The organism is Hyphomonas johnsonii MHS-2, from assembly GCF_000685275.1.
In the GTDB taxonomy this organism is placed as follows: Bacteria; Pseudomonadota; Alphaproteobacteria; order Caulobacterales; family Hyphomonadaceae; genus Hyphomonas; species Hyphomonas johnsonii.
This window is the reverse complement of record NZ_ARYK01000005.1, coordinates 58,337-77,447: the sequence shown is the minus strand read 5'-3', so window position 1 is coordinate 77,447 and position 19,111 is coordinate 58,337. Positions and strand designations below refer to the sequence as shown.

The 19,111-nt window shown below is 64.3% G+C and carries 22 protein-coding genes; 17 read left to right on the top strand and 5 right to left on the bottom strand.

Translation table 11 applies throughout. The features are described from left to right. Positions 1-57: 57 nt before the first annotated feature. From ftsE to HJO_RS10960, 7 genes are all read left to right on the top strand, one after another. Positions 58-810, top strand: coding sequence for a cell division ATP-binding protein FtsE (gene ftsE / locus HJO_RS10990; RefSeq protein ID WP_051618527.1), 753 nt, complete (start codon positions 58-60; stop codon positions 808-810). Between the two features lie 2 nt (positions 811-812). After that, on the top strand, positions 813-1,682 hold the full coding sequence (locus HJO_RS10985; protein ID WP_035616900.1) for a cell division protein FtsX: 870 nt from the start codon (positions 813-815) through the stop codon (positions 1,680-1,682). Continuing rightward, positions 1,679-2,269 carry a YdcF family protein gene (locus HJO_RS10980; protein ID WP_051618526.1) on the top strand — a complete coding sequence of 197 codons (591 nt, stop codon included), beginning with the start codon at positions 1,679-1,681 and terminating at the stop codon, positions 2,267-2,269. The genes HJO_RS10985 and HJO_RS10980 overlap by 4 nt, the downstream gene beginning before the upstream one ends. Before the next feature lie 27 nt (positions 2,270-2,296). Further along, on the top strand, positions 2,297-3,052 hold the full coding sequence (locus HJO_RS10975) for a lysophospholipid acyltransferase family protein (RefSeq protein ID WP_241764730.1): 756 nt from the start codon (positions 2,297-2,299) through the stop codon (positions 3,050-3,052). Further along, complete coding sequence (locus tag HJO_RS10970) at positions 3,049-4,095, top strand: DUF2125 domain-containing protein (RefSeq protein ID WP_035616898.1); 1,047 nt, start codon at positions 3,049-3,051, stop codon at positions 4,093-4,095. The genes HJO_RS10975 and HJO_RS10970 overlap by 4 nt, the downstream gene beginning before the upstream one ends. After that, positions 4,092-4,727 (top strand): DNA-3-methyladenine glycosylase family protein, encoded by a 636-nt coding sequence (locus tag HJO_RS10965; protein WP_051618525.1) that lies wholly within the window; start codon positions 4,092-4,094, stop codon positions 4,725-4,727. Before HJO_RS10970 ends, HJO_RS10965 begins: the two co-directional genes overlap by 4 nt. A 135-nt stretch (positions 4,728-4,862) precedes the next feature. Further along, positions 4,863-5,426 carry an HNH endonuclease gene (locus HJO_RS10960; protein WP_035616896.1) on the top strand — a complete coding sequence of 188 codons (564 nt, stop codon included), beginning with the start codon at positions 4,863-4,865 and terminating at the stop codon, positions 5,424-5,426. Between the two features lie 10 nt (positions 5,427-5,436). Here the strand turns inward: HJO_RS10960 and HJO_RS10955 are convergent, their stop codons facing one another. Then, positions 5,437-6,024 carry a YdeI/OmpD-associated family protein gene (locus HJO_RS10955; protein ID WP_035616895.1) on the bottom strand — a complete coding sequence of 196 codons (588 nt, stop codon included), beginning with the start codon at positions 6,022-6,024 and terminating at the stop codon, positions 5,437-5,439. Positions 6,025-6,152: 128 nt separating this feature from the next. On the opposite strand from HJO_RS10955, the gene HJO_RS10950 reads away from it, so the two are divergent. Continuing rightward, positions 6,153-6,968, top strand: coding sequence for a UDP-2,3-diacylglucosamine diphosphatase (locus HJO_RS10950; RefSeq protein WP_035616894.1), 816 nt, complete (start codon positions 6,153-6,155; stop codon positions 6,966-6,968). Positions 6,969-6,981: 13 nt separating this feature from the next. Here the strand turns inward: HJO_RS10950 and HJO_RS10945 are convergent, their stop codons facing one another. Further along, positions 6,982-7,290: a winged helix-turn-helix domain-containing protein gene (locus tag HJO_RS10945; RefSeq protein WP_035616893.1), complete on the bottom strand. Its 309-nt coding sequence runs from the start codon at positions 7,288-7,290 to the stop codon at positions 6,982-6,984. 5 nt (positions 7,291-7,295) lie between these two features. Beyond that, on the bottom strand, positions 7,296-7,928 hold the full coding sequence (locus tag HJO_RS17780; RefSeq protein WP_051618524.1) for a hypothetical protein: 633 nt from the start codon (positions 7,926-7,928) through the stop codon (positions 7,296-7,298). A gap of 257 nt (positions 7,929-8,185) precedes the next feature. On the opposite strand from HJO_RS17780, the gene HJO_RS10935 reads away from it, so the two are divergent. Continuing rightward, positions 8,186-8,746 carry a DUF1993 domain-containing protein gene (locus HJO_RS10935; protein ID WP_035616892.1) on the top strand — a complete coding sequence of 187 codons (561 nt, stop codon included), beginning with the start codon at positions 8,186-8,188 and terminating at the stop codon, positions 8,744-8,746. Between the two features lie 99 nt (positions 8,747-8,845). Here HJO_RS10935 and HJO_RS10930 read toward each other — a convergent pair whose 3' ends face one another. Further along, entirely contained in the window at positions 8,846-9,796 is a 951-nt protein-coding gene (locus tag HJO_RS10930) for a hypothetical protein (protein ID WP_156945595.1), read from the bottom strand. A gap of 142 nt (positions 9,797-9,938) precedes the next feature. On the opposite strand from HJO_RS10930, the gene HJO_RS10925 reads away from it, so the two are divergent. The 5 genes from HJO_RS10925 (at position 9,939) to HJO_RS10905 (ending at position 14,597) form a co-directional block, all read left to right on the top strand. After that, positions 9,939-12,650, top strand: coding sequence for a helicase-related protein (locus HJO_RS10925; RefSeq protein ID WP_051618523.1), 2,712 nt, complete (start codon positions 9,939-9,941; stop codon positions 12,648-12,650). Continuing rightward, a complete protein-coding gene (locus HJO_RS10920; protein ID WP_035616888.1) occupies positions 12,647-12,931 on the top strand; it encodes an RNA-binding S4 domain-containing protein in 285 nt (94 codons plus the stop codon). Before HJO_RS10925 ends, HJO_RS10920 begins: the two co-directional genes overlap by 4 nt. Continuing rightward, positions 12,931-13,377: a tellurite resistance TerB family protein gene (locus tag HJO_RS10915; RefSeq protein WP_035616887.1), complete on the top strand. Its 447-nt coding sequence runs from the start codon at positions 12,931-12,933 to the stop codon at positions 13,375-13,377. The genes HJO_RS10920 and HJO_RS10915 overlap by 1 nt, the downstream gene beginning before the upstream one ends. 96 nt (positions 13,378-13,473) lie before the next feature. Then, the gene (gene fdxA, locus HJO_RS10910; protein ID WP_035616885.1) at positions 13,474-13,815 is read left to right on the top strand and encodes a ferredoxin FdxA; all 342 of its coding nucleotides are present in this window, start codon (positions 13,474-13,476) and stop codon (positions 13,813-13,815) included. A gap of 248 nt (positions 13,816-14,063) precedes the next feature. Next, the gene (locus HJO_RS10905; protein ID WP_035616884.1) at positions 14,064-14,597 is read left to right on the top strand and encodes a CarD family transcriptional regulator; all 534 of its coding nucleotides are present in this window, start codon (positions 14,064-14,066) and stop codon (positions 14,595-14,597) included. Positions 14,598-14,660: 63 nt separating this feature from the next. Here the strand turns inward: HJO_RS10905 and HJO_RS10900 are convergent, their stop codons facing one another. Then, a complete protein-coding gene (locus HJO_RS10900) occupies positions 14,661-16,229 on the bottom strand; it encodes a long-chain-fatty-acid--CoA ligase (RefSeq protein WP_035616883.1) in 1,569 nt (522 codons plus the stop codon). 192 nt (positions 16,230-16,421) lie between these two features. Here HJO_RS10900 and HJO_RS10895 point away from each other — a divergent pair, with 192 nt between their 5' ends. From HJO_RS10895 to HJO_RS10885, 3 genes are read left to right on the top strand one after another with little or no spacing between them, the layout of a single operon-like run. After that, a complete protein-coding gene (locus tag HJO_RS10895; RefSeq protein WP_084141925.1) occupies positions 16,422-17,708 on the top strand; it encodes a glutamate-5-semialdehyde dehydrogenase in 1,287 nt (428 codons plus the stop codon). Beyond that, the gene (locus HJO_RS10890) at positions 17,705-18,298 is read left to right on the top strand and encodes a nicotinate-nucleotide adenylyltransferase (protein WP_035616881.1); all 594 of its coding nucleotides are present in this window, start codon (positions 17,705-17,707) and stop codon (positions 18,296-18,298) included. Before HJO_RS10895 ends, HJO_RS10890 begins: the two co-directional genes overlap by 4 nt. Beyond that, complete coding sequence (locus HJO_RS10885; RefSeq protein ID WP_035616879.1) at positions 18,295-19,047, top strand: HesA/MoeB/ThiF family protein; 753 nt, start codon at positions 18,295-18,297, stop codon at positions 19,045-19,047. Before HJO_RS10890 ends, HJO_RS10885 begins: the two co-directional genes overlap by 4 nt. Positions 19,048-19,111: the final 64 nt, after the last annotated feature.

Below are 19,111 nucleotides of genomic sequence, written 5' to 3'. Positions count from 1 at the left end.
GTCTTTCCCGCAATTCGCCCCATTAAACCAGTAGCCTGAGCCAGCAGGCGGGAGCCCATGACCCATCCACGATACGACCTCTTCGACGATGTCGCCGTACGTCTTGATTCGGTATCGCTGCGCTATGATACCTCAGAGGACATACTTAGCGACATAGATCTCGTCCTGAAACCCGGCTCTTTCAGCTTCCTGACGGGTGCGTCCGGTGCTGGCAAGACCAGTCTGCTGAAACTTCTCTACCTGGCCCTGAAGCCAAGCCGGGGCGAGGTCAGCCTGTTTGGCCGCCCGACCAGCAACCTGACGCGCGACCAATTGTCCGCGCTGCGGCGCCGTGTTGGCGTCGTTTTCCAGGAATTTCGCCTGCTGGAACACCTGTCAGCCTATGAAAACGTCGCCCTGCCGCTGCGCGTACTGGGCCGGCGCGAGGCCGATTACCGCGCTGATGTCGAGGAATTGCTGGCCTGGGTGGGCCTGGGCGAGCGCCTGCATGCCAAGCCACCGACCCTGTCGGGCGGCGAACAGCAGCGCGTCGCCATTGCCCGCGCCGTCGTCACCCAGCCCGATATCCTGATCGCCGACGAGCCGACCGGCAACGTCGACCCCGAAATGGGCACGCGCCTGATGCGCCTCTTCCTCGAACTCAACAAGCGCCGGAAGACCACGGTGATCATCGCTACCCACGATCTCGGCCTGGTGCGCCAGGTCGAAGCGCCGGTCTACCGCCTCGCCAACCGCCTGCTGGTCAAGGACGTGGAGTACGGCCCGGATACGGTCGCCCGGCGGCGGACAGATCCCGGAAAGGGGATATGAGCATGGCAAAGGAAACCCCGCTCCTGCCGGTCGAGGACGTGCGCGAAGCGGCCCTGTTCTTCGTTGTCGGCGCGCTCTGCTTCCTGGCGGCGCTCGCCACCCTGTCGGCCAAGTCGACCTATGGCGCAGCCAAGAGCTGGACGGCCGAGGTCCAGGGCGAACTGACTGTCAGCCTGCCCGATGTCGACCGGCGCGGCGCCGACGAGGCCCGCAAGGTGATCGCAGAGACCGAAGGCGTGCGCGAGGCGCGCGTCCTGACCAAGGCCGAGATCGATGCCCTGCTCGAACCGAATTTCGGCAGCCGCGGCCTGCCCGACAGCCTGCCCCTGCCGCAGCTTGTCGCCGTGAAGGCCGATCCGGCTGTGGCCGACATGGGTCCGACCATTGCGCGCCGTCTCACCGAAGCCGGATTCGCCAATGCGGTGGACGAACATGCCGACTGGGCAGGTGATGTGCGCCGCGTATTGGGTGTTGCCCGCCTGACAGCCCTGATCGCGGTCGCGCTGCTCGCCTCGACGGCGGTTGCGGTCATTGCCTTTGCGACCCATGCTGCATTGCTGGCGCGCCGGGACATTGTCGACGTGCTTCACCTTGCGGGTGCGCGTGACCGGTTCATTGCCGGCCTGTTCGAGCGGCGGTTCTGGGTGCTTGGCCTGCGCGCGGGCACAGTCGGGGCCCTGCTGGCGCTCGGCGCGGCTGCGCTGATGATCTTCACCGTCCAGGCGCATGGCAGCCGGGCCGGTCTCCTGCCGGAACTCAGCCTCGACTTCCTCGACCTCATCATCCTTGTCGTCACGCCCGTGATTGCCGGGTTCGCCTCTCGGTTTGCTGCGCGCATCACCGTGATCCGGGCCCTGAAAGGGATGATGTGAGCCGCCCTGACCGATCAACCGCCCGCCGGTCCCGCATCCTGCCCGTGCTGGTTCTGCTGGTCCTTGCCGGGGTCTGCTTCGATTTCCTGATGTTTGCGCGGCGCGCTGGTGCCAGCGTACCGGCGAGCGTGCAGACGGCCGATGCCGTGGTCGCGCTGACTGGCGGATCGGGCCTGCGCATCGCCGCCGGCGTCGACCTGGTCGCCAAGGGGCGCGGTGCCCGGCTGCTGATCTCGGGCGTCAATCCCGACGTGACGCTGGATGACCTGATCGCGCTCGCGGGCGGCGCCCCGGAAACCTATGCCTGCTGCGTCGATATCGGCTACCGCGCCGAAACCACGATCGGAAACGCCGAAGAGACCGCCGTTTGGGCCTACGAGCACGGATATACACGGCTGGTCATCGTCACCTCGGACTATCATATGCCCCGCAGCCTGCTCCTGCTGCAGCGGGCGATGCCGGATATCGAACTCCAGCCCTACCCGGTGCGCACCGTGGTCGACCCGACCGCCGTGCTGAGCGATTTCAGGTCGTTTCGCGGTGTCCTGACAGAATGGGCAAAGTGGCGGGTGACGGGCCTGAATTGAACAGCTAAACCTGCCGGTCCGATGATGATGCTCCGCTCACTCCTGTTTGTCGCCTACCTGTATGGCGCGATGGCCCTCATGGGCACCCTTTTCATTGTGACATTGGTCATGCCGCGGCGCGTCATCATGGCGGCCATTGCCATGTATGCCCGCATGATCCGCTTCGGCATGCGGGTAATATGCGGCATCGAGACCGAATTTCGCGGGCTGGAAAACCTGCCTGACGGCCCGTTCATCTATGCCGGCAAGCACCAGTGCATGTTCGATATCTTCGTGCCGTTCCTCGTCGTGCCCGATCCCGTGATCATCATGAAACAGGAACTGCTCTGGTATCCCTTCCTCGGCTGGAACGCGCTGAAGAGCGACATGATCGCCATCGACCGGGCCGGCACCACCAAAACCCTCCGGAAAATGGTTGCGCAGGCCAAGGTCCGGGCGGCGCAGGGGCGTCAGGTCGTGATCTTCCCGGAAGGCACGCGCACCGCGCCCGGTGACGCGCCCGACTATCACGCTGCGGGCGTATCCGCGCTCTACCGCGCCCTCGACGTACCCGTCGTACCGGTCGCCACCAATGCCGGCCTGTGCTGGCCGGCGCACGGAATCCGGCGTCGGCGGGGCCGTGTTGTCTATGAAATCCTGCCGGCCATCCCGGCGGGACTCGACCGGAAAACCTTGATGGCCCGGCTCGAAACCGCCACAGAGGCAGCAGTGGAAGAACTGTTGCAGGAGGGCCTTGCCGCGCAGGGCCGCGCCGGACTGACAAGGGAACTGCAAGGCACATGAGCAATTACTGGAACGACCCCGGCCTCGTTGAGCCACTCGCCAAGCGCCGCCGTTCGCGCTTCTGGCTGTATTTCCCCTTTGTCCTCTTCATTCTCGGCGTCCTGGTCTATTCGGCCTACTGGATCTACGCCCGGGCCGAAATCGAGCGTGGCGTCGATGAATGGGTCGCGGCAGAGCGTGCCGACGGTGCCATCGTTGATTTCTCGTCGCGCGAGATTGGTGGCTATCCCTTCCGGTTCGAGCTTGAAGTCACCGATCCGGTCTACCAGCCCGCCCGCATGGCCAAGTGGGAAGGCGAGACACTGCAGGTCGTGATGCAGCCGTGGAACTGGCACCACATCATCGGTCGGGCACCGGGCCACAGTGTCGTGACCGACCGGCTCGGCATCCGGCATTCCTTCGACATTGATCGCAAGTCGGCCGGCAGCCTGTCCTGGACCGCAGACGGCATCCGGCGTGCGGCCATCGACCTGCACGACGTCTCCGCCCTGATCGACGGCCAAGCCTATACGACAAAGGGTTTCTCGCTGAACCTGGCGCCGGGCAAGGATGCGCCTGATGACCTGCTCGTCGCCCTGCAATGGGATGCGCTGACCCTTGATGCGGCTCCGGCCGAGGCGCCCTGGCTGGGCACCGACCTGCAAGCCAGCCGCCTGATCGTCGAGATTCACAATTTCTACCCGGCCTGGGTCCGCAGCGGCGGCGATCCCGAACGCCTGTACGAGGCCTTCATGGATACCGGCGGCGGGATAGATCTCGGACAGGCCCTGCTCGGCTGGGGGCCCCTGAAATTTGGTGCCAAGGGCAACCTGACAGCCGAGAATGGCAAAGTGAACGGGTCGTTCGGCGTCAGGATTGATGATCCGGAAGACCTGAAAGCGGCCCTCAAGTCGGCGGGGCGGTGGCGGCTTCAGGAACAGGCCACGGTCGCGACCCTGGAGACGGCCTCCAAGGATGGCGGGTTCCTGACATTCACGGTCAAGGACAACAAGGTGATGATCGGCACGGTCATGGTCGCTGCGCTGCCGGGCACCGGGCTTTGACTGCGCCGTCGCGGGCGAGGCTGAAAGCCGCTTGCGACGCACTGTCTGTTACCGATCCGGCCCTCGCCAGGGCGTATTCCGCCCTTGGCATTCCTGAATGGCGCGGCGGCGAGGCATCCTATGCCATGCTCGCGCGGATGATCACCCATCAGCAGATATCGCTCGGCGCTGCCGCCGCGATCTGGGCCCGTACCGAGGTGCTCCTGGGCGAGGTGACGCCGCAGGCCGTGCTGGCCGCCGATCCGGACGCGATACGTGCCTGCGGCCAGTCCCGCCCGAAGGTCGGCCACCTCGTTTCCATTGCCGAAGCGGTGGTCACAGGCACGCTCAGCCTGCCCCGCGTCTGCGCCGCCCCGCTGGATTCGGCACGCCGGGAATTGCTGGCAGTGCGCGGCATCGGCCCCTGGACGGCGGAATTGTTCCTGCTTTATGCCACCGGCGCGATGGACGCGTTCCCGACAGGCGATGTCGGCCTGATGGAGGCCCACAGGCAGCTCTCCGGGGCTGAAACCCGTATGGATATCAAGGGTTTCACGGCCCATGCCGAGGCATGGCGACCTTACCGGGGCGTTGCTGCGCATCTCCTCTGGGCCTGGTTCCATGCCGTGCGCGAGGGCCGGGTCACGGTTTAGACCCGTTGCAAATGCTCACCACTGTCATAATCTTATGATCGGAATCGCCTAATAGACGGGCGAACGAGCAAAGGAGTACTGCCTTCAGCGGGTTCAAACAGGTCACCCATCTTCTCGTGCCACGTGGGGGTCACCATGGCTGAGATCATTACTGCGCCGCCCAATGGACGGCCTGCCCTTGTGCTGAACGCTGATTTCAGGCCGCTCTCCTATTACCCGCTATCGCTGTGGCCGTGGCAGGAAGTGGTGAAAGCCGTCTTCCTCGACCGTGTCGATATCATCGCCGAATATGATTATGTCGTGCGCAGCCCGTCGACCGAATTCCGCCTGCCGTCGGTCATCGCCCTGCGCGATTTCGTGCGCCAGGACCGGCCGCCCGCCTTCACGCGGTTCAACGTGTTCCTGCGTGACCGTTTCCAGTGCGCCTATTGCGGCGCGCACGACAACCTGACCTTCGACCATGTCATTCCCCGGTCCAAGGGGGGGCGCACCACGTGGGAGAACATCGTCGCTGCCTGCAGTCCCTGCAACCTGCGCAAGGGGGGCAAGCTGCTGAAGCATTCCGACGTGCAATTGCAGCACAAGCCGTTCCGGCCGAACAATTACCAGCTGCAGGATATCGGCCGCAAATTCCCGCCCCACCACCTGCATGACACCTGGATGGACTATCTCTACTGGGACGTCGAACTGGAGAGCTAGGCGATACGCCTTACCGGTCGTGCATGCCTTTGCCGGCCAGGATGCGCGGGCTGGCCTTGGCGATCCGCGACACGCGCGTGGCCGACTGCTTCGGTTGCGAGACATGCAGCACCCATCCGCGCCGTCGCCCCGGCGTGAGGGTCTCGAAGGCCTCCCTTAGCGCCGCGTCCGCGTCCAGCGCGTCTACCAGTTCGTCCGGGTACGTCAGGTCATCCTGCGGGAAATCGACCTTGAGGCCGGCCTTCTCCACCGCAACGGCTTCCTTCACATAGGCCTTCAGCGTCTTTTCCAGCCGCGTGATGTCCGCGACGCTGGTGAATTTCGCCAGGCGCACCGCGCGCGAATTCTCGCCCGGCGCAACCAGTATGCCCTGCCTGTCCTTCAGCAGTACGCCCTTGAAGAAGGACAGGCCGCAGGCCTCCTTCAGGCGCCACACCGTCGCCACGTTGCCGCCGTGCGCCGTGTACACCGGCGAGCGCCACTTGAAGGTTTCCTCCACCGGGCAGGCGTGCAGGATGGCGCGCAGGGCGGCCAGTTCATCCTGCCATGGCCCGGGCCTGGCAAAGAAGGCGTCCACTTTTGGATTCACGTCAGGCATGGTGTCTCCTTGCCGGGTGGATTTTTGCCGCACGTGCCGATGTCTGTCCAGCGCCCGCTGCGCCGTTCACAAATCTGCAGAATATCCGTCACAAAAGGCTTTTGAAATCAGCGTATGGGCCGAACCTGATGACCCATGCCCGGCCCGCGTATCGCAGCATTTTCATTTCCGACGTGCACCTCGGTTCGCGCGGCAGCCAGGCCGGTGCCCTGTGTGCATTCCTCAAGATGAACACGGCGACCCACCTCTACCTCGTCGGCGACATCATCGACGGCTGGCGCCTGCGCAGGAAATGGTTCTGGCCGCAGGAGCACACCAACGCCATCCGCCGTATCCTGACGGCTGCCAAGCGCGGCACGGATGTCACCTACATCATCGGCAACCATGACGAGTTCCTGCGCGCCTTCATGCATTTCCGGCTCAACTTCGGCGACATCCATGTGAAGAACCGCGCCGTGCATGCAGGCGCCGACGGCAAGCGCTATCTCGTCGTCCACGGCGACATGTTCGACGGCATGATGCGCGCCGACCGCAAATGGATCATGCATCTTGGCGACCACGCCTACAATTTCCTGCTCTGGATCAATACCAACCTGAACAGCGTGCGCCGGCTGTTCGGCCTGCCTTACTGGTCGCTCTCGGCGGCACTGAAGAAGCGCACCAAGCGCGCCCTCAACTATATCCACAATTTCGAAGACCACGTCGCCGCCTATTGCCGCCGCAAGGGCTATGACGGTGCCATCTGCGGCCACATCCATGTCGCCGAGATGCGCGACATCGATGGCATCACCTACATGAATGACGGCGACTGGGTTGAAAGCTGCACCGCCCTTGTCGAGCACCATGACGGCCGCTGGGAACTGCTCGACTGCCGCCCGGATGCCGTGCGTACTTCCGTGCCGGTGGTGAAGGCCGCAGCGGTCGGCGAGCTGGAACTCGCCTAGCTGTGTCCGGCCGTCACGCTTTCAGATTGCCGCCCAGCACCCCGGAAAGCGCTTCGAGATAGGCCGCAAAGGCCTCGCGTCCCTCCGGCGTGATCCTCACGGTGGTCAGCGACTTGCGCCCCACAATCGCCTTGTCGATGGCAATGTATCCGGCGTCCTCCAGCTTTCGCATCTGGATCGACAGGTTTCCCTGCGTGACATTCAGGACTGTCTTCAGCTCGGTGAAGGATGCTGCCTCGGCATTGGCGAGATAGGCCATCACGCCAAGCCGCAGCCGCCCGTGGATGATCTCGCTGATCTTGTCGATACCACTGTCCGACATGCCGGTTACGCCGTCGCCTGGGTCTGCGCGGGTGACCGGACCATGATGTATCCGGGCAGCGCCATGCAGGCAAAGAAGGCAATACCCAGCGTCACGAGATAGGCCGCCGTGTAATCGATCAGCAATCCCAGCGCGACCGCCGACGCCAGCCAGCAGATTGCTGTCGCGCCCTGCCATGCGCGGCGGCGCAGGGTGGCCACCGTGAACCAGATGGCACCCTGGAATGCACAGACGACGACGGGGAAAAGGAACCAGATCGACCAATCGCGCCGCTCGTAGGCGACCCATCCGATGATCAGCGCCACGATCATGTTGGCGATGGCGCCGCCGACGAAGGCCGCCTTCAGGGCGCGGCTGGTTGTCCCGGCGCCGGCATCTGTTCCGCGAGTGCGCCAGCGCTCGTAGAAGACAACGCCCAGGAACACCACTGTCGGCAGTACACCGATCAGTATCCAGGCAGGCGTCGAGGTCGGGATCGCACCTCCCAGCAGCGCGCCGTTCAAAAGGCATTGCAGGCCGTACAGGACGCCGGCGGACATGTAGATGATGCCAAAACTGTGCGTGTCGGAGCCGCGGTCTGCAACCAGCGCCCGCATGAATGCGAGGTCGTCTTCGGCTTGTCTCGAATCGTGTGTCATTTCTGCTCCTTTGCATGTGTCGCTTCTGTCCGCGACGTGACGTGTTCCCAAGATTGAGCGCAGCTATAAGGCATCGAGTTTATAATGTAAACCAGTTTATGCATAATTTTTGAGCGGGCGGCGACCGCACCGGTGGGCGATCTGGAACTGGCCTGAAGGCCCTTGGCTGGCGACAGCCCGGTTGCTAGCACATTGCCAATTGATCGGCGCAACCCGATACAGCCAGTCCAGGCCCCACCGCGTTGCAGAGGATTCCCATGACGCTCACCGAGTTGTTGATACCCACCTACCGCCAGATGCTTCAGGCGCTGGCGCTATGGCTTCGCAAGGCAGAGGCGCAGGTGGACAACGCCGACGCGCTGTCGGCCGCGCGGCTCGCGCCGGACATGTTCCCGCTGTCGACCCAGGTCCGGTTCGCCTGTGTCCAGGCCTATGAAGGCGCCTACCGCCTGCGCCATGAACCCTTGCCTGCGGCGCTTGAGGCGCTGCTGGACGAAGGGCGCAATGGCGGTGACCGGCCCGGCACGATGGCCGAGGCACTGGCCCGCATCGACGAGGCGCTCGCCTTCCTGGATGGCTTGGCGCCGGATGCGCTGGACGCTGGCGCCGGGCGTCCCCTCGCGCTGGAGCTGCCCACGGGCATCGCCTTCGATCTGGACGGTGAAGGCTACGCCCGCGACTGGGCGCTGTCGCAATTCTACTTCCACCTCATGGCCGCCTACGCGATCCTGCGAAACCAGGGCGTCGACCTCGGCAAGGCCGACTATGTCCAGCACATGTTCGCCTTCCTCCGTCCGGGGACGGCGCCTGCGGGCTGAGGTGCGGCATCTTTTTCCGCCCGGGCACGGTACGTGCACCGGTTCCGAAGGCAGCTGCCACGCCGGTGGATGAGCTGGGGTTGGAGTAGCGATTTTGGGTCAGCAGTCGGAAGGCGACGGGCTCATTTTGCCTCGCTCAATGGATACCCAGCAGATTGGCCGTCTCTGGGCCACCCGAGAATATTCGCCCGGGTGAAAGTCTTCCATAGTTCTATCGTTGATGACCTTCCGAATGATCTCATCAACGCCGGCTTTTTCGATTGGCTTCCCGGAGGTCGATCGAACGGCCAAGAAAACCAATGCCCTTTGCTTCGCTTCATCAGCTTTGGTCAAGGAAGGGTGCACATTGTAGCCGAGGCCCACACCTATGAACCGTGGGCTGCTCGGCAAATTCTGAGTTGCTTCAGCGAGCATCTGGCACAGTTCGAATGACCGCCGATCAGACAGTGCGCCGAATTCCTGCTCTCGCAACGAGTCAGTAGAATTCCTCCACTTGTCTGTCATCTGATTGGACGCGAGCCCAACGCAACCTATGACTTGCTCCGATCTGAGTGAATTCTGGAGCCGGGAACTTTGAAAGAACTCCCTGACCTTATCAGGGCTGTTGATTTTGACCTTATTGGATTGCCACGATGCATCGCGCCAAAGCACCCAAACACTGACGATGGCTTTTTGCTGATGACCGAAGTCGACTCCAACTTCTTCCTTTGTGACCTGCAAGTCGTCGAATGGTGAAGCTGACAAATTTTTATGGCGTTGCGGCATCACCACTGTAATGGGTCCCGAAATATTGGTCTGACTCACTGAGTGTGTGGGCGCTTGAATGCGTAGGTTGTCCTGATTGCGTGATTGAACGCCGGGTGAAGTGCTTTCGGTCGAGGCAGATTTTAACGTCTCTGGTGTTGTTGCGACAGGATCCGCGGCCAACTTGTGAAGCCCGAGCCAGGTCAATGATCCGAAGATGACACCGGACAGTGCCCATAAGACGACAAACGTCGGCCCAAGCTTCTTTGTCATAAATATCCACCACGCAGGATCAATATCGGGCATGTTACATCCGCCGCTAAACCCCTAAAATATGACTCGATTCTCTTTTCTGGTCACGCCGGTTGTTCTAGTTTCGTTCCCGCGAGCTCTGCTGTCGATCCCAAGCGCTTGACTCCGCTCCTTATCCCCCGCACCACCTCGCGCCATGAGTTCCTCCCTCAAGGCCATTCTTGGCCCCACCAATACCGGCAAGACGCATTACGCCATCGAGCGCATGATGGGCCACGGCACGGGCATGATCGGCCTGCCGCTGCGCCTGCTGGCGCGCGAGGTCTATGACCGCGTTGTCGAGCGCAAGGGCGCGGCCCATGCCGCCCTCATCACCGGCGAGGAACGCATCGTTCCGCCGAACGCGCGCTATTTCATCTGCACCGTGGAATCCATGCCGGTCGATGTGCGGGCGGACTTCGTCGCCATCGACGAGATCCAGCTCGCCGAGGACGAGGATCGCGGCCACGTCTTCACCGACCGCATCCTGCACATGCGGGGGGCTTCGGAAACGCTGCTGCTCGGCGCCGACACGATGCGCGGCCTGCTGCGCACCCTGAACCTCGGCGTCGACACCGAGGCGCGCGAGCGCTTTTCCGAACTGCGCTATACCGGCAAGACCAAGATCACCAAGCTGCCCAAGCGCACGGCCATCGTCGCCTTCAGTTCCGAAGAGGTCTACGCCATTGCCGAACTGCTCCGTCGGCAGAAGGGCGGGGCTGCCGTGGTCATGGGCGCGCTCAGCCCGCGCACGCGCAATGCCCAGGTCGCCATGTACCAGTCCGGCGAGGTAGACTATATCGTCGCCACGGACGCCATCGGCATGGGCCTGAACCTGGACGTCGAGCGCGTCGTCTTCGCCTCGCGCACCAAGTTCGACGGCCGCCGCCACCGCGCGCTGACACCTGCCGAGTGCGGACAGATCGCGGGCCGGGCTGGGCGCTTCCGCACCGATGGCGAATTCGGCGAGACCGGTGATTGCCCGCCTTTCGAGGGCGAGGTCTGGAAGCGGATCGAGGAACACCGGTTCGACCCGGTCGACCATATCCAGTGGCGCAATTCCGCGCTCGATCATGCCTCGCTGAAGACTCTCATCAGCAGCCTCGAACACCCCTCCGGCAACCCGGTCCTGATCCACAATCCGAACGCGCTCGATGAATGGGTGCTGCGGCGCATGGCCGAGGATGGCGCCATCGGGCCGAACGTCACCGGCCAGAGGAAAGTGCGCCGCCTGTGGGACCTTGCCCGCCTGCCGGACTTCCGGAAGGCCGGCCCCGAAGGCCATGCCCGCCTCGTGCTCGGCCTCGCCGAAACACTGGCCGATCCCGATGCGCGCCTCTCCGATGCCGGGCTCGAACGGCGCCTTGACGACCTTAGCGGCACGGCTGGCGGTATTGCGAAATTGCAGCAACAGCTTGCCAATATCCGCACATGGACCTATGCGGCGCACCGGCCTGACTGGCTGGAAAATCCGGCCAGGTGGCAGGACAGAACGCGCGAGATTGAAGATACCCTGTCAGATGCGCTACACTTGGCACTGACCGCACGCTTTGTAGATCGAAGAACGACGGCCCTGTTGGCCAGTCTGAAGAAGGAAGACGCCCTCGTGACTGACCTGACGCCGGATGGCGACGTGACCGTGGAAGGCCATCTCGTCGGCCGCTTGAAGGGCCTTACCTTCGAACCCGTGCTGGATGCACGGACGCTTGAAGGCAAGGCCGTACGTGGCGCGGCACTCGCCGCCATCCGCCCCATGCTGGTCGAGCGCCTCGCCCAGATCGCCAGCGCGCCTGTCGCCGCCTTCAGCCTGAATGATGATGGTGACGTGGAATTCGGCGGCAACACCATTGCCCGCCTCTCCAAGGGCCCGGACTGGATGAGCCCGGGTGTCGACCTTGTCGGTGCCTCCGAGGTCGAACCGTCCGAACGCGACGCCGCCCGCGCCCGCGTCACCGACTGGCTCGCCCACGAAATGTCGCGCGTGCTGCCGACGCACTGGAAACTCCGCCACGAGAAGGCTGGCGATGCGCTCGAGGGCCTTGCCCGCGGCCTTGCCTTCCGCATCCTCGAAAGCGGCGCCAGCGTGGACCTCCGCCAGGACGATCCCGGCGCCCGCCTCACGCCCGAACAGCGTGACGCCCTGAAGGCCCTCGGCCTGCGTGCCGGCCGCGTCGCTGCCCATGCGCCGGATGCCCAGAAGCCTGCCGCCCAGCGGATGATTGCCATCCTGCGCGCCGTGCAGGCTGGTGCGCCCTTCCCGCTGGCCCCTGAAGGCGCCGGCTCGTTCCCGCTCGACGGCACCTGGCCGGAAGAGGCGCTGGCCGCCAATGGCTATCTCCGCTTCGGTCGCCGCGCCGTGCGGGCCGACCTCGCCGAACGCCTCGGCTGGGAAATCGCCAAGCGCCGCAAGGAGGCTGACAAGAACGCCTTCGCCATCCCGATTGATCTCGCCTCGGTCGTCTCCTGCCCGTCGGATGACTGGCCGGCCGTGCTGAAAGGCTTCGGCCTCGCGCCCGCCGAGAAGGACAAGGAGACCGACGCGGTCACCCTCTGGCGCTATGCCGCCCGGGCGCGTCCGGATGACCGGCCTGCCCGGCCCCGCGGCGAACGTCCGACAGGCCAGCAAGGCGCGCCCGGCGACCGCTCTCCCCGGCCCCAGGCCGGCGGCAACCGTCCCCCTCGCGCGCCCTCATCACCCCCACGCCGCACCCCTCCGGCGCGGCAGGCGGACCCTGACAGCCCCTTTGCCGCCCTCGCCGCCCTCCTGCCGCCCACCCCTCCCGCCCGGGAGAAACGCAAGCGCAAACGCAAGCCGAAGGGGGCCGAGACGCCCGCCAAGACGGGCTTTGCCTATACGCCTTTCCAGTGAACTCGGAGACCGGTCTCAGACTGGATGTCTGGCTCTGGCGCGCGCGCCTCTTCCGGACCCGCGCGCTGTCGACCGATCATGTGAAGCGCAAAGGGGTGCGCCTGTCCCGCAGCGGCCAGACCCGCCGCACCGACAAGCCCGCGACAGTGGTATCAGTCGGTGATATTGTGACTTTCGGTCGCGGACCGCATATACAGACCCTCCAGATCCTCGCCCTCGGCGATCGCCGCGGACCGGCGGAAGAGGCGCAGGCACTGTACAAGTTATTGGAGAACGAGTGATGATGGACGCACTGAAACGCATGTTTTCTCCGAAAACACCCGCCCTGAGGGCGATGGATCCGCAGGTCGCCGCCGCCGCGCTGATGGTCGAGGCCGCCCTGGTGGACGGGGTCTATGTCAACATCGAGAGCGACATGATCGCCGAAATCCTGCTCGAGGCGTTCGGATTCGATGCCGATCGGGCCGATGCCGTGCTGGCCGAAGGCGAGGCGCTGGCTGAAGAGGCGGTGGATTCCTACCAGTTCACCCGCCACGTGAAGAAGCTGGCCATGAGCGAGCGCGTATCGATCATCGAGGGGCTCTACCGTGTCGCGCTGGCGGATGGCGAGAAGAGCCCCATCGAAGAGGCCTATATCAGGCAGGTCGCCTCCCTGCTCTATGTCGATGATGTCTCCCGTGCCGGGGCGCGCCAACGGGCCGAGGCGCGGATCGGGGGAGCCGCCTGAAGGCTGCTAAACCGACGGCGCAGCTTGTCTCATTGACACTGGGGAGCGTGAAGGCCATTTCGCGGGGAGACCACCTATTACGAGGCCCTCCCGTTCATGACCTATATCGTCCTTGATGCCTGCATCCGCTGTAAATACATGGATTGCGTGGAGGTCTGCCCGGTCGATTGCTTCTATGAAGGCGAGAACATGCTCGTCATTCACCCGGATGAATGCATCGATTGCGGCGTGTGCGAGCCGGAATGCCCGGTCGAGGCGATCAAGCCCGACACGGAAGACGATCCGGATGGCAAATGGCTGAAACTGAACAGCGAATTTTCCAAGACATGGCCGAATATTACCCGGATGAAGGAACCGCCCGCCGATCGGGAAGAATTTGCCCAGGAAACCGGAAAACTGGAAAAATACTTCAGCCCGGCGCCCGGCACGGGCGACTGAGGGCGGACAGCTGGCACCTGCAACAGGTGCAGCAGCGGTGAACAAAGGTTAACGAGCCTGTCGATTTCGCTGGGGTGTGCACGCAGGGTCAACCTGTCGCACCCTGTTGTAAATCCAGCACGTTTGTGATAGTCTTACGACTTGAACAATAATTGAACCAGCGCTGAAAAGTCTAACCTCAGGCCGTGATCTACGGACTGGGCAAAGCCTGTTTGGCTCTGAATGCGTAGAAAAGGGCGATACTCTTCATGGCTAAAAAAGCAGACACCGCAGCACTTGCATTCGAAGTGGGTCAGAGCGTCGTATATCCTGCGCATGGTGTAGGAAAGATTACCAGCGTTGAAAAACAGACTGTCGCCGGCATGGAACTGGAAGTCTATGTCGTGGCCTTCGAACAGGACAAGATGATCCTGCGCGTGCCGACCAACCGTGCCGAAGCATCCGGCATGCGGGCCCTTGCCGGCTCGAAACTGGTCGATGACGCCATGAAGACCCTCGGCGGCCGTGCCCGGGTGAAGCGGACCATGTGGTCGCGCCGCGCCCAGGAATACGAAGCCAAGATCAATTCCGGCGACCTGATCTCGATCGCGGAAGTCGTGCGCGACCTGCACCGCGGCGAAGACCAGCCGGAACAGTCCTATTCCGAGCGTCAGCTGTACGAAAGCGCGCTCGACCGGATGGCCCGTGAGCTGGCTGCCGTCGAGAGCATCGACAAGGCAACCGCCATGGAAAAGCTGGCCAAGGGTCTTGCAGCCAAGAAGAAAGTCGCCGCCGCCGCCTGATCGGCACCGCGATCATACAAGATCAAAAGCCCCGCACCGAAAGGCGCGGGGCTTTTTTGTGCTTCAGCCGATGCGCCGTTCCCGCCCGGCCCAGAAGGGTTCGCGCAGGTCCTTGCGCAGGATCTTGCCTGACGGATTGCGCGGCAGCTCGCTGACAAAGTCGACGCTCTTCGGGCACTTGAAGCCGGCGATGCGCTCTTTCGCCCAGGCGATGATGTCATCCGGCGTCGGGGTTTCACCTGGCTTGGCCACGACGATCGCCTTGACCGCCTCGCCCCATTTGTCGTCCGGCACACCGATCACTGCCACGTCCGCGACGCCGGGATGGCCGAACACGGCATTCTCGACTTCGGCCGGGTACACGTTCTCCCCGCCCGACACGATCATGTCCTTGACCCGGTCGTGGATGTAGAGAAAGCCGTCCTCATCGAAATAGCCCGCGTCGCCGGTGCGGAAGAACCCGCCCTGGATGGCCTCCTCCGTCGCGTCAGGGCGGTTCCAGTAGCCCTTCATGACGAAGGCTGCCTTGATCGCGATCTCGCCGACTTCGCCGGTCGGCACGGAATTGCCGTCAGCATCGAGGCAGCGCACGATGGCGCCGGGCCACGGCACGCCGCAGCTGCGCAACTTGCCCCAGGCCGGGTCGTGCGCTTCGGGGGGAAGGTAGGTTCCCGCGCCGACCGTTTCGGTCAGGCCGTAGAGCTGGGTGAACCTGACCCCCATGATGTCCCGTGCCTCGAGCAGGAGGCTCTCGGCGATCGGTGAGGCGCCATAGGCAACCACCTTGAGCGACGACCAGTCCGTCGTCCGGGCCCGGGCATGCTGCGTCAGCATCATGATCACGGCCGGTACCCAGAAGGCGTGGGCGATCTTCTGTTGCTCCACCAGGTCCAGGATCAGGCCGGGATCAATGTCGCGCAGGACAACCGTCCTGGATCCCTGGGCTGATGCCAGGATGCCGACATTCACGCCGGCCACATGGAACAGCGGCATCGCATTCATCACCGCCTCGTCCGCGCCATAGCTGGCCCAGTCGAGTAGTTGGCCCTGGCGGAAGAAGGCCTGGTAATTGTCATTGGTCAGCTGGACGCCCTTCGGCCGCCCGGTCGTGCCCGACGTGTAGAGCTGGATGACGTCGTCATCGCCCAGCGGCGTCCGGTCGGGCGCCTGGTTCGGCTTCGAATTCCGCCAGCTCGGATAATAGTCCCAGTCCTCGCGGTCGCCGTCGAGCGTGATCACGCGTTCGAGGGCCGGCAGCTGGTCGCGGATCTGGTCGATGATGGCGTAGAATTCCTTGCCGACGAACAGGACCCGTGCCGCCGAATCCGACAGGATGAACTGGACTTCCGGTGCAGCGAGACGGGTATTCACCCCGGTCATCGCGGCCCGGGCCTTGGTGCAGCCGTAGAGTATCTCGTAATAGGCGCTGGTGTTCTTGGCGAGATAGGCCACGCGCTCGCCTGGTTGTACGCCGAGTGCGATCAGCCCGTTGGCGACCTGGTTGGCGCGGACGTCGAGTTCGGCATAGCTGGTTGTCGTGCCTTCGAACCAGAATGCAGTGGCGTCAGGCCGTCGCTCGGCCTGCACGCGCGGTATGTCGGCAATGAACGGCATGGCGTCGACGTCAATCATGGTATCCTCCGGTCGTCTTGTTGCCTTGAACTTACGGTATTCTCAGCAAGAGTCAGCTGTCTAATCGCCTCCGCCCGCGGTCTGGCCTCCGGTCCGAGGGCACAGTCGGCCCGGTTCCGTGCGGCTTTCGCGCTGCCTGCTGGCAGGGCGGACGGGCTTGCAGGCAGGGCGTCTTTCCGGCACCAGAGGCATATGACAGTTCAAACACACCAACCCGACGATACCCTGACCCAAACCATGCTGGACATGGGAACGCGCGCGCGCGCCGCATCGCGTGCCCTCGGCCGCCTCAGCGCGGACGACCGGACACGCGGCCTGAAGGCAATCGCCGCTGCGATCCGTGCCGCCGCGCCGGCCATTCTCGACGCGAACAGGCAGGACATGGAAGCCGCCCGCAAGAAGGGCCTTGATGCGGCCATGCTCGACCGGCTCGCCCTGGACGAAAAGCGGGTCGACGGCATCGTTTCCGGCGTCGAGGCAATTGCCGCGCTGCCTGACCCGATCGGTCGCGAACTCGCCCGCTGGCAACAGCCCAACGGCCTCGATTTCGCCCGGGTGGCAGTGCCGCTCGGCGTGATCGGCATCATCTATGAAAGCCGCCCGAACGTGACCGCTGATGCCGGCACGCTTTGCCTGCGCTCCGGCAATGCCGCGATCCTGCGCTGCGGATCGGAAAGCACCCGCTCGTCGCACGCCCTTGTCGATGCCATGCGCGCGGCGCTCAAGGCCGAAGGCCTGCCGGAGGATGCGATCCAGCTCGTCGGCACGACCGACCGCGAAGCTGTCGGCCAGATGCTGTCGGGCCTGGATGGCCAGGTCGACGTCATTGTGCCGCGCGGCGGGCGCAGCCTTGTCGAGCGGGTTCAGAAGGATGCCCGCGTGCCGGTCATCGGCCACCTCGAAGGCCTCTGCCACACCTATGTCGACGCCGCAGCAGACCCGCAAAAGGCGATCGACATCGTCGTCAATGCCAAGCTGCGCCGCACCGGTGTGTGCGGCTCGCTGGAGACGCTGCTGGTTGATGCCGCCGTCGCCGACACACTGCTGCCAAGGATCGCTGCTGCCCTGACGGCGGCCGGCTGCGAACTGCGCGGTGACGCCCGCGCGCGCGCCATCGTGCCCGCCATGAAGACGGCGACCGAGGAAGACTGGGCCACCGAATACCTCGCGCCGATCCTGGCGGTTGCCGTGGTCGATGGCCTGGATGGTGCCCTCGCCCATATCGAGCGCTGGTCGTCGGGGCATACCGACGCCATCATCACCGAGGACCAGGCCGTCGCCGACCGCTTCCTTGCCAGCGTCGACAGCGCCATCGTCCTGCACAATGCCTCGACGCAATTCGCCGACGGCGGCGAATTCGGCTTCGGCGCCGAGATCGGCATCGCCACCGGACGCATCCACGCACGCGGACCTGTCGGGGCTGACCAGCTCACGATCTACAAGTACGTCGTCCGGGGAACGGGGCAGACACGTCCTTGAGAAGAGTCAGGCTTCCCGGACCAACGGCAGGCCTGCGCATCGGTCTGTTCGGCGGAAGCTTCCATCCCGCTCATTCCGGGCACCTGCTGGTGGCCGAGACCGCAATGCGGCGGCTCCAGCTCGATTGGGTCTGGTGGGTCGTTGCGCGCGGGAATCCGTTGAAGACATCGCACGGTGATTTTTCAGCGCGCCTAGCGTCCGCCCGCGCCGTTGCCCGCAATCCGCGCATGATCGTCACAGACATCGAGGCGCGGCTCGGGCTTACCTACACGCACGACACGCTGTCGGCGATTGTCGGTCAGGCGCCCGGCGCGCATTTTGTCTGGCTCATGGGCGCAGACAACATGGTCGGGTTCCATCACTGGGAAGACTGGCGGGGCATCGCCGGCACGTTGCCGATTGCCGTGGTCGCCCGGCCGGGCGTCGGGCCGGGAGCGCGCAATTCGCCGTTCGCGCGGCGCTATGCGAAGTATCGCATCCCGGCGAGTGCGGCCCGCACGCTTGCCACCACGCCGCCCCCTGCCTGGACCTACCTCACGGCCCCCCTCGACCCCACCTCATCCACGGCCCTACGGAATGGTGACACATGAGCATTTCGGCTGAAGAACTCGAACGGCACAAGCGCCACATTCTCCTGAAGGAGATCGGTGGGCCCGGTGTCCAGAAGCTGCGCAATGCGTCTGTCTCCATCATTGGCGCCGGCGCGCTGGGCGGACCCTGCGCCCTGTTCCTGGCGGCTGCGGGTGTCGGCCAGATCGAGATATGGGATGACGATCGGGTCGACCGGTCAAACCTCCAGCGGCAGGTCCAGTTCAGCGACGCCGACATTGGCGCCAAGAAGGCCGAGATCCTCGCCGCCCGGCTCCTGGCGCTGGACCCGCGCCTGAACGTGTCCGCGGTGACCCGCAGGTTTACCGAAAGCGACGCGCCAGCGGGCCGGGTGCTGATTGACGCCTCCGACAATTTCCCCACGCGCTACGCGCTGAATGCGCTGGCGCACGCCAGCCACCGGCCCATGGTGCACGGCGCTGCGGCCGGCTGGACCGGACAGGTGAGCGTGTTCGCTTCCGGCGTTCAGGCGGGCGCACCGTGCTATCGGTGCTGGGTTCCCGAAACGCCGCCCGACGCCGAAGCCTGCGATGAAGTCGGCGTTGTGGGTGCACTGACGGGCATGACCGGATCGGCGATGGCGCTGGAGACAGTCAAGCTCCTGACCGGCGCCGGGACGCCCTTGATCGGGCGGATCATGCTGACGGATGGCCTCGCATCCACGTGCCGCACCCTAGCGTTGCGAAGAGATGCAACCTGTAGAGTTTGCGGCGAATCCGGCAATAATTGACAGGTCCGGTGGACTCACATGCTTAGTTGCCGCCAGATAAGCGATGAATCCTTGGGAGGACCTG

Coding starts and splice junctions, on each gene's coding strand:
- ftsE (WP_051618527.1), top strand. CDS start 58: ATGACCCATCCACGATACGACCTCTTCGACGATGTCGCCGTACGTCTT.
- HJO_RS10985 (WP_035616900.1), top strand. CDS start 813: ATGGCAAAGGAAACCCCGCTCCTGCCGGTCGAGGACGTGCGCGAAGCG.
- HJO_RS10975 (WP_241764730.1), top strand. CDS start 2,297: ATGCTCCGCTCACTCCTGTTTGTCGCCTACCTGTATGGCGCGATGGCC.
- HJO_RS10970 (WP_035616898.1), top strand. CDS start 3,049: ATGAGCAATTACTGGAACGACCCCGGCCTCGTTGAGCCACTCGCCAAG.
- HJO_RS10960 (WP_035616896.1), top strand. CDS start 4,863: ATGGCTGAGATCATTACTGCGCCGCCCAATGGACGGCCTGCCCTTGTG.
- HJO_RS10955 (WP_035616895.1), bottom strand. CDS start 6,024: ATGCCTGACGTGAATCCAAAAGTGGACGCCTTCTTTGCCAGGCCCGGG.
- HJO_RS10950 (WP_035616894.1), top strand. CDS start 6,153: ATGACCCATGCCCGGCCCGCGTATCGCAGCATTTTCATTTCCGACGTG.
- HJO_RS10945 (WP_035616893.1), bottom strand. CDS start 7,290: ATGTCGGACAGTGGTATCGACAAGATCAGCGAGATCATCCACGGGCGG.
- HJO_RS17780 (WP_051618524.1), bottom strand. CDS start 7,928: ATGACACACGATTCGAGACAAGCCGAAGACGACCTCGCATTCATGCGG.
- HJO_RS10935 (WP_035616892.1), top strand. CDS start 8,186: ATGACGCTCACCGAGTTGTTGATACCCACCTACCGCCAGATGCTTCAG.
- HJO_RS10930 (WP_156945595.1), bottom strand. CDS start 9,796: ATGCCCGATATTGATCCTGCGTGGTGGATATTTATGACAAAGAAGCTT.
- HJO_RS10925 (WP_051618523.1), top strand. CDS start 9,939: ATGAGTTCCTCCCTCAAGGCCATTCTTGGCCCCACCAATACCGGCAAG.
- HJO_RS10915 (WP_035616887.1), top strand. CDS start 12,931: ATGATGGACGCACTGAAACGCATGTTTTCTCCGAAAACACCCGCCCTG.
- fdxA (WP_035616885.1), top strand. CDS start 13,474: ATGACCTATATCGTCCTTGATGCCTGCATCCGCTGTAAATACATGGAT.
- HJO_RS10905 (WP_035616884.1), top strand. CDS start 14,064: ATGGCTAAAAAAGCAGACACCGCAGCACTTGCATTCGAAGTGGGTCAG.
- HJO_RS10900 (WP_035616883.1), bottom strand. CDS start 16,229: ATGATTGACGTCGACGCCATGCCGTTCATTGCCGACATACCGCGCGTG.
- HJO_RS10895 (WP_084141925.1), top strand. CDS start 16,422: ATGACAGTTCAAACACACCAACCCGACGATACCCTGACCCAAACCATG.
- HJO_RS10885 (WP_035616879.1), top strand. CDS start 18,295: ATGAGCATTTCGGCTGAAGAACTCGAACGGCACAAGCGCCACATTCTC.